Annotated in this window: 7 protein-coding genes; 1 reads left to right on the forward strand and 6 read right to left on the reverse strand. The window is 36.6% G+C overall.

Features of this window, described 5'->3' with window-relative positions:
- Window positions 1-412: 412 nt before the first annotated feature.
- The gene (ade, locus tag ACOVO2_RS03275) at window positions 413-2,050 is read left to right on the forward strand and encodes an adenine deaminase (protein WP_421768595.1); all 1,638 of its coding nucleotides are present in this window, start codon (window positions 413-415) and stop codon (window positions 2,048-2,050) included.
- Between the two features lie 128 nt (window positions 2,051-2,178).
- Here the strand turns inward: ade and ACOVO2_RS03280 are convergent, their stop codons facing one another.
- The 6 genes from ACOVO2_RS03280 to arsB form a co-directional block, all read right to left on the reverse strand.
- Window positions 2,179-3,126: a threonine ammonia-lyase gene (locus ACOVO2_RS03280; protein WP_421768596.1), complete on the reverse strand. Its 948-nt coding sequence runs from the start codon at window positions 3,124-3,126 to the stop codon at window positions 2,179-2,181.
- A gap of 34 nt (window positions 3,127-3,160) precedes the next feature.
- Window positions 3,161-3,601, reverse strand: a complete 441-nt coding sequence (locus ACOVO2_RS03285; RefSeq protein ID WP_421768597.1) for a DinB family protein — start codon at window positions 3,599-3,601, stop codon at window positions 3,161-3,163.
- A 93-nt stretch (window positions 3,602-3,694) separates the two neighbouring features.
- Window positions 3,695-5,242 (reverse strand): putative maltokinase, encoded by a 1,548-nt coding sequence (locus tag ACOVO2_RS03290; protein WP_421768598.1) that lies wholly within the window; start codon window positions 5,240-5,242, stop codon window positions 3,695-3,697.
- A gap of 152 nt (window positions 5,243-5,394) precedes the next feature.
- Entirely contained in the window at window positions 5,395-6,159 is a 765-nt protein-coding gene (dapF, locus tag ACOVO2_RS03295) for a diaminopimelate epimerase (RefSeq protein WP_421768599.1), read from the reverse strand.
- 206 nt (window positions 6,160-6,365) lie between these two features.
- Complete coding sequence (gene rplS, locus ACOVO2_RS03300) at window positions 6,366-6,722, reverse strand: 50S ribosomal protein L19 (protein WP_188766385.1); 357 nt, start codon at window positions 6,720-6,722, stop codon at window positions 6,366-6,368.
- A 219-nt stretch (window positions 6,723-6,941) separates the two neighbouring features.
- Window positions 6,942-8,018 (reverse strand): ACR3 family arsenite efflux transporter, encoded by a 1,077-nt coding sequence (gene arsB, locus ACOVO2_RS03305; protein ID WP_421768604.1) that lies wholly within the window; start codon window positions 8,016-8,018, stop codon window positions 6,942-6,944.
- Between the last annotated feature and the right edge of the window lie 17 nt (window positions 8,019-8,035).

Below are 8,035 nucleotides of genomic sequence, written 5' to 3' on the forward strand. Positions count from 1 at the left end.
GCACGATTTTGGTAATATTTAATGTAACGCAAATAATACACACATTCATATAACGGCGTAATCTATTTCGTTGTTATTGTAAGATATTCAAAAAGGTTCACTCAATAGACTTAAAGTCATCTGATATTATTGGATGACTTTTTTATTTTTATACCATAGGTATAATACATAGTTATTGAATGCTTTGTAGCGTACTTTGCGATTATGATCGAAATCATTTTAAAGATTTATTGAAATAACCACATAAGGACTGATTACCTTTATAAGACTTTATACTACTCAGTCGGTCACATACTTTAAGCATTTTTATTTTTTTTAATAAGTTTTCAGATAAATAGATGTTAAATTGATTTTTTTTGTAAAAAAAGATTTATTTTACATCCATATAAGATATGAATCCTAAAAATTATCGATGATAAATTTAAGTGCTAACATTGTAAATGTGTTTGATGGTACAGTTTCGTACGGAATTTTGAGTATTGAAAATAAAAGAATCCATCAGATAAATCTTCAAGGTCCAGAAAAAGAGGGCGAAAAATATATACTTCCAGGATTTGTCGACGCTCACGTACACGTTGAAAGCTCAATGTTAACTCCTGCTCAATTTGCTAGGTTAGCAGTTGTCCATGGTACTGTTGGGACCGTTTCTGACCCACACGAAATAGCTAATGTATTGGGTGTAAAAGGGGTAGAGTTTATGATTAAGGATGGCAGACGTGTACCATTTAAATTCTGCTTTGGAGCACCATCATGTGTACCCGCTACAAATTTTGAAACAGCAGGGGCAGAGATAACCGTAAATGATATTGCTCATTTATTTACATTTAAGGAGGTTGGTTATTTAGCCGAAATGATGAATTTTCCAGGAGTTTTGCACGAAGACCCAGCAGTGATGCAAAAAATTGCTTTAGCACGTGCATTTAATAAACCAGTTGATGGTCATGCTCCCGGATTAAGAGGTGCTGCTGCGAAAAAGTATATTGAAGCTGGTATTGAAACTGATCATGAATGTTTTACAAAAAGTGAGGCTCTTGAGAAACTTAAGCTTGGCATGAAAATTTTGATAAGAGAAGGGAGTGCTGCTAAGAATTTTAACGAATTGATTCCATTGGCCGATGAATTTTTTGCCAATATGATGTTTTGTTCGGATGATAAGCATCCTGATAATTTAGTCGAAGGACACATAAACCAGTTGGTTAAAAGGGCCATTGCTAAAGGAATCGATAAGTACAAGGTATTACGAATGGCCACAATTAATCCTGTATTGCATTACAGAATGAATGTTGGTTTACTACGTGAAGGTGATTGGGCTGATTTTATTGTCGTGAATAACTTAGAAGATTTTTTTATTGAGCAAACTTATATTGATGGTCAGTTAGTAGCAAATAATGGGATATCTTTGGTAGCAAATTTGCAAAGTGAAATAATCAATAACTTTGATTGTGATGCACTAGAAGCAAAAAAGATAGAAGTTGTAGCTCCCGATGGTGATCAACGAATGCGGGTAATACAAACTATTGATGGCCAGTTAATTACAAATGAAATATTTGTTAAACCTAAGATAGAAAACGGATTAGTTGTTTCTGATATCGAGCAAGATATTCTGAAAATTGTGGTTTTGAATCGTTATAAGACTTCTCCACCAGCTGTTGCTTTTATTAATAATTATGGATTGAAAGAAGGAGCAATTGCGTCATCAGTTGGACATGATTCGCACAACATTATTGCGGTAGGAGTCGATGATTTTTCTATATGTGAGGCCATAAATCTCATTATAAGGGAAAAAGGTGGTGTTTCGGCAGTAAGTAATACCAAAAGAGGGGTTTTGGGCTTGCCTGTGGCTGGTCTTATGAGCAGCGATGATGGCTATAAAGTAGCAGAAAGTTATACAATGATAGACCACTTTGTAAAAGAGCAACTAGGTAGTACACTAATTTCTCCATTTATGAGTTTATCTTTTATGGCACTATTAGTTATACCTGCCTTAAAACTCAGCGATTTAGGCCTTTTTGATGGCGAGAAATTTGAATTTGTAGATTTATTTGAATGATAAATAGTCCACGGTCGATCGTCCACAGACCATAGCAATTCTGTTAATTTGAAAACTTAGTAAGCAATATATAGTGCAAATTACTTAACAAACGAGGTGAGTTTTTTAATTCACCTCGTTTGTTGCTTTTAGAATGGTAATTTCCCCAAATCGACATTTCCACCAGTAAGAATAATTCCTACTTTTTTTCCAGCAAATCTTTCTTTTTGTTTTAATAAAGCTGCAAATGGTACTGCACACGAAGGCTCAATAACTATTTTTAATCGCTCCCATATCAGTCTCATAGCAGCAACGATTTCTTCATCGCTTACAAGAATAATATCTTTTACATACATTCTGATAATCTCCAGTGTTTTATCTCCTAAATTTGTCATCAAGCCATCTGCAATAGTCTTTATGTATGGAGCTTTTTCAATTTTTCCACTTTTAAAGGATAAAATTGCATCGGCTGCCCCTTCAGGTTCACCCGCAATTATCTCGGCATCAGGCAGTAAATAATGGGTGGTAAGGGCTGTTCCACTTAATAGTCCACCACCGCCAACTGGGGCCATAACTACTTCTAAATTCGGCACTTCCTCAATTAGTTCGAGGGTTGCGGTTGCTTGTCCTGCAATTACATCATAATTATTGAATGGGTGAATAAACGTTGCTCCTGTTCGGTCAATTACTTGCTGAACTGTTGATTCGCGTGCTTCGAGTGTTGGTTCGCACTCAATGATTTCTCCATTAAGTGCTTTCACACCATTCTTTTTGATGATTGGAGCATTACTCGGCATTACTATATATGCCTTCGTACCAACCGTTTTAGCGGCCAAAGCAATGGCCTGTGCATGATTGCCTGATGAGTGTGTAGTAATGCCTTTTTCTTGTTCTTCTTTTGATAAAGATAAAACGGCATTCATGCCACCTCTTGCTTTGAATGCACCAATCTTCTGAAAGTTTTCACATTTAAAAAATATCTCACAGCCCGCAAGTTCATTAATACTCGTTGAACTTAACACTGGCGTATGATGAATGAACGGTTTAATACGTTCATGGACTTCTTTGATGTCGTTGAGGCTTGGTATATGATTCATATTTTGGAGAACGGTTTTCTAAGTCGCTCGAGAATTATCTTATGTATAGGATATAATCGGTTGCTGGTAAGGTTTCAATTTTTCCCTTCAACAATATAACTACTTGCCCTCTATGATAAGAGGCATGCAAAGCCAAATGACTTAGGATTTGATTGATAGTACTCGTAAAATGCTGACCAGTAGTTGTTTTATAGGCAATTAGTTGTTCAAAATCCTGTGTGTCAATGATTTTATTAATTTCTGTGTAGTTAATCTCCAATAGTTCGAGCATGATTTCTTTGTCGAATAATTCCCAAACTTTTAGTTCAGTCACATTACCATTTATTCGGTCGAGCCAAATGCGTTGGGCGGCAATCGTGTGCGAAAAAATCTCAATTGCACGTTGAGGAGTTTCGGAAGCACAAATAATGCTTTCCAAAACTTTCAGATTAGCCCAATGCTCATGTTCAAAAATTTGTTTAAAATATTCTCTCATTAAAATAGCCCAATAACAAATGAAGAAAAAGTATGATGTGAAACTGTTGACTGCTTAGCGGAACGCTGCTCGCCATCGACCGCGGATTTCTACTTATCTTCTTAATTTTTCTATTTCTGCCAAGACCTCAGCAATTCCTTTGAGCGGAATTTTTACCCAACTAGGGCGATAGTTTACCTCGTAACCAATTTCATAAACTGCTTTTTCGAGTAAGTGGAAGAGTAAAAGATAGTTAATTTCGTTGTTATCTTTGAATAATGGATGAGGATCGCCAAATACTGAAAGATATTCTTCGAGATAAGTATCTTTGATGAGTTTATACCATCTATCAGCTGCCCTTTGTAGTTGAAGCTCGTCGATTTCGCTGGTTTCTGCCGAGTTATAGAGCTTGGCCGATACCGCATAATGATAAGATCGAATCATTCCAGCCACGTCCTTTAATGGTGAGTGCTTTATTTTCCGCTCTGCAATCGTGCTTTCGGGTTCACCTTCAAAATCAATAATTACCAAATCATTTTCGGTTGCCAAAACTTGCCCCAAATGATAATCACCATGAATACGTGTGCGGTATGACATAAGCGGTCGGGTAAGCACCTGGTCAACAAAGTCAAGAATTAGATCTTTTGCCTCCATGAATTTCCATGCTAAAGTTTGAGCTTGCTCATCGAGGCGTAAATAATTATCAGTCAGTAGATTGTATCTGCGTTCGAGTAGGTTTTCCATTTTTTGATGTAAAAACCTTCGGTATTGACGATCGAATGGCTCGGCATTAAAGGTATCGGCACCACGAAGAGCAAACAGAGCTTTATGCATCTCTGCGGTTCGATGGGCCAAAAGTGCTACTTTACCAAAAACGGATTCTTTAATCTGAAAATTGCCATCTACAAAAGCCCCTAGAAAATCATTCAAGTAATCGCCCGTCATACTCCAATCGTCTTTTTCACTTTGGACTACTTCGACCATGACCGCAAAAGTTATTTCAGTATTATTGGTGCGTTTCCAAGTGATACTACCTGCAAATCGCGGAATATTTCTAAAATCTGAGTGTTGAGTAATAAACTCAACCATTTCAGCTTCGGGATTGGTCTCCGTAAATAACTTGCGATAAAGTTTCAGGAAATATTTGCCACCAAATATCATTGCCGAATTTGAAGAATCAATATTAGGTAAGAATGAATCAATTAATTCGGAATCGGATTCAAATGCTTTTCCATTAAAAAAAACTAGATCATCATGATTGCCTTGTTTGTAGGATTGATTATGATAAACGCTGGCGAATATAGCATTTCTAAAATTTACATCGTAAATAGCATCAACCAAATAGCCAATCTTATCATCCATACTTGCCTTACAAAGTATCCCTTTTGATGGAATTTCCTGTGTTTCTTCTTCGCTAAAAGAGAGTGGTAAAAGATATAATTCGCTGTCGCCTTCTTCGTATTTCGATTCAAAGGTCATGAAAATGAAATTTTCAAAATGAACAGCGTCCCTTACTTTTAATTGCTTGATTTGACGTGCCTTACCAGCAAACCAGCGACATTGAGCAATATATGGCGGTAAGATATTATCTTCTAAAACTGTGTGTACGTATTTATCTTTTTCGAAGCCTTCCCATTCAATTGCTAAAACAAATTCAGTCATTGTATTTTCGTTTTTTAAGTTAGGTTTCCGAAATTATGCACTCCCGACTGATTATGCAATGTTTTTGTAGTAAATGTTTTAGGAGAAATAGAAAAGCCTTGACTTATATTGATAAATCAAGGCTTTTATAAAAGATAATATGTTGTTTATTTTCAAAGAATACCATCAAAAACCTTAATAGCAGGGCCAATAAGGTGAATATCGGAGAAGTCTTCATTGAATGAAACTTGCAGATTTCCACCTTTGGTAATAACTTTTATTGGGCTTTTCATACCCTGACGCAAGTACGCCGATAGGGCAGAAGCCGTAACACCAGTTCCGCATGAATATGTTTCATCTTCTACACCACGCTCATAGGTACGTACGTAAATGGTATCATCATTTAAGATTTCTACAAAGTTTACGTTTGTGCCACCTCGTGCCACCCATTCATCCGAATATCTGATTTTTTTCCCTTCGGCATATACATCAAAATTCTCAATGTTATTGACATATGCTACGTAATGTGGCGAGCCAGTATTCATAAAATCGTAGTCGGCATGACGTTCGAGACTATGAACTTCTCCCATTTTTAATGAAATTACTTTGCTATCAGCTTGAGCAGTATGCTCACCGTCAACGGCTATGAATTTAGTGTTTTCTTTGAATATACCTAAATCTTCGGCAAAACGAACGGTGCAACGGCCTCCATTGCCACACATACTTCCCTCACGGCCATCGGCATTATAATAAACCATTCGGAAATCGTAGTTGGCATCATTTTGCAATAAAATTAAGCCATCGGCACCAATTCCGAAACGGCGGTGGCAGAGGTGTTCAATGTATTCTTGGCTGGCAGGAAAACCACCGTCACGGTTATCAATCATCACGAAGTCATTGCCTGTACCTTGATATTTATAGAATTTTATGTTGTTCATGTCGTTTTTTCTAAGGAAGCCTTCGCTTTAAGCGAAGGTTTCCTTTAAATTAGTTTACATTTTCGATTATTGTATATAAAAAAAGCCGCTCCAATGGGGCGGCCTTTTCCTACACAAAATTATGAAAAAGCTATTACTTTTATCTTTAGACAATCTTGAAGTGAAAAAGTTAGTTTTTTGTATAACTTTTTTTTCAAAATGTTTTCTTAGTTTTTCTTTAATTCTTTGATACGTGCAGCTTTACCTTGTTTTCCACGTAGGTAGAACAATCTTGCACGACGTACTTTACCGTAACGCACTACTTCGATTTTATCAACGCTTGGTGAAAGAACAGGGAAAATACGCTCTACACCAACACCATTAGAGATTTTACGTACAGTAAAAGATTCTCCGTTTGTACCAACGTTACGACGTTGAATTACAGTACCAGTATAAACCTGAATACGCTCTTTGTTTCCTTCAACAATTTTAACGTGAACGCTAATTGTATCACCAGCCTTAAATTCAGGTTGTGTTTGTCTCTTGCCAGCAAATTCTGCTTCGACTAACTTAATCAAATCCATTGTTTTGTTATTTACTTGATTATCAAATATTTATACGGTTAGTGAAGCGGCTGAACCGTACAAAGCCCAGCATTCTCCTAATCGGACTGCAAAGTTAATAAATCTTAATTGTAAATCCCAATCAACGAATAAAAATTTCGTTTGTTGTATTTGCTGTGACTAAAGTATAAAAAAAATAATTACTTGTAAAGTTTTCTTGAAAAATTTGTAAAAATATTTTTACTCAGCCAACGATTCGCCCGTATACCATCTTTTCTTCAACCAAAAAGCTGCGTTGACAAGTAAAATTAGAGCAGGTACTTCGACCAATGGACCGATTACGCCCGCAAAGGCTTGTCCGCTATTGATGCCAAAAATACCGATGGCAACAGCTATGGCCAGTTCAAAATTATTGCCAGTTGCGGTAAACGAAATTGCCGTATTTTTTGAATAATCTGCACCCAGCTTTTTGCCAAGAAAAAAACTTACGACAAACATTATCAGGAAATAAATAACTAAAGGCACTGCAATTTTGAGTACATCGAAAGGAATTTGAACAATTAACTCACCTTTTAAACTAAACATTAGCACAATCGTAAAAAGTAAAGCAATGAGCGTAATTGGCGAAATAAATGGTATGTATTTGGTATTAAACCATGCTAAACCTTTCCATTTGATTAAAGTATATCTGCTCACAATGCCCGCAAAAAAAGGAATTCCGAGATAAATAAGCACACTTTCGGCAATTTGCCCAATCGTAATGTTTATTTCTGTACTTTTTATTCCAAAGTAGGGTGGTAGTACCGAAATGAACAAATAGGCATAAACGCTATAAAATAAGATTTGAAAAATACTGTTGAGGGCTACTAAACCTGCGGCATATTCTCGGTTACCGTCGGCGAGTTCGTTCCAGACGATTACCATTGCAATGCAGCGGGCAATACCAATCAGTATCAATCCTGTCATGTATTCTGGCTGGTCACGGAAGAAAATTATTGCCAAGAAAAACATCAAAATTGGCCCAATCACCCAATTGAGTAAGAGCGAAACTGATAAGATTTTGGTGTTTTTGAAAACCTCACCCATTTGTTCGTAACGCACCTTTGCCAATGGCGGATACATCATCAAAATCAGTCCTATTGCCAGCGGAATATTGGTTGTTCCGCTCGAAAACGAGTTAATTAATGTAGAAGAATCAGGTATAAAATAGCCAATTCCGACACCGATAGCCATCGCCAAAAATATCCAAAGCGTAAGAAAACGGTCGAGAAAACTGAGCTTTTTTCTCTGCGTTGGGTTACAATTATTTGCACTCATAGAGTTAAGTTTATTTC

Origin of the sequence: Emticicia sp., assembly GCF_049241225.1 — a bacterium.
Lineage (GTDB): Bacteria > Bacteroidota > Bacteroidia > Cytophagales > Spirosomataceae > Emticicia.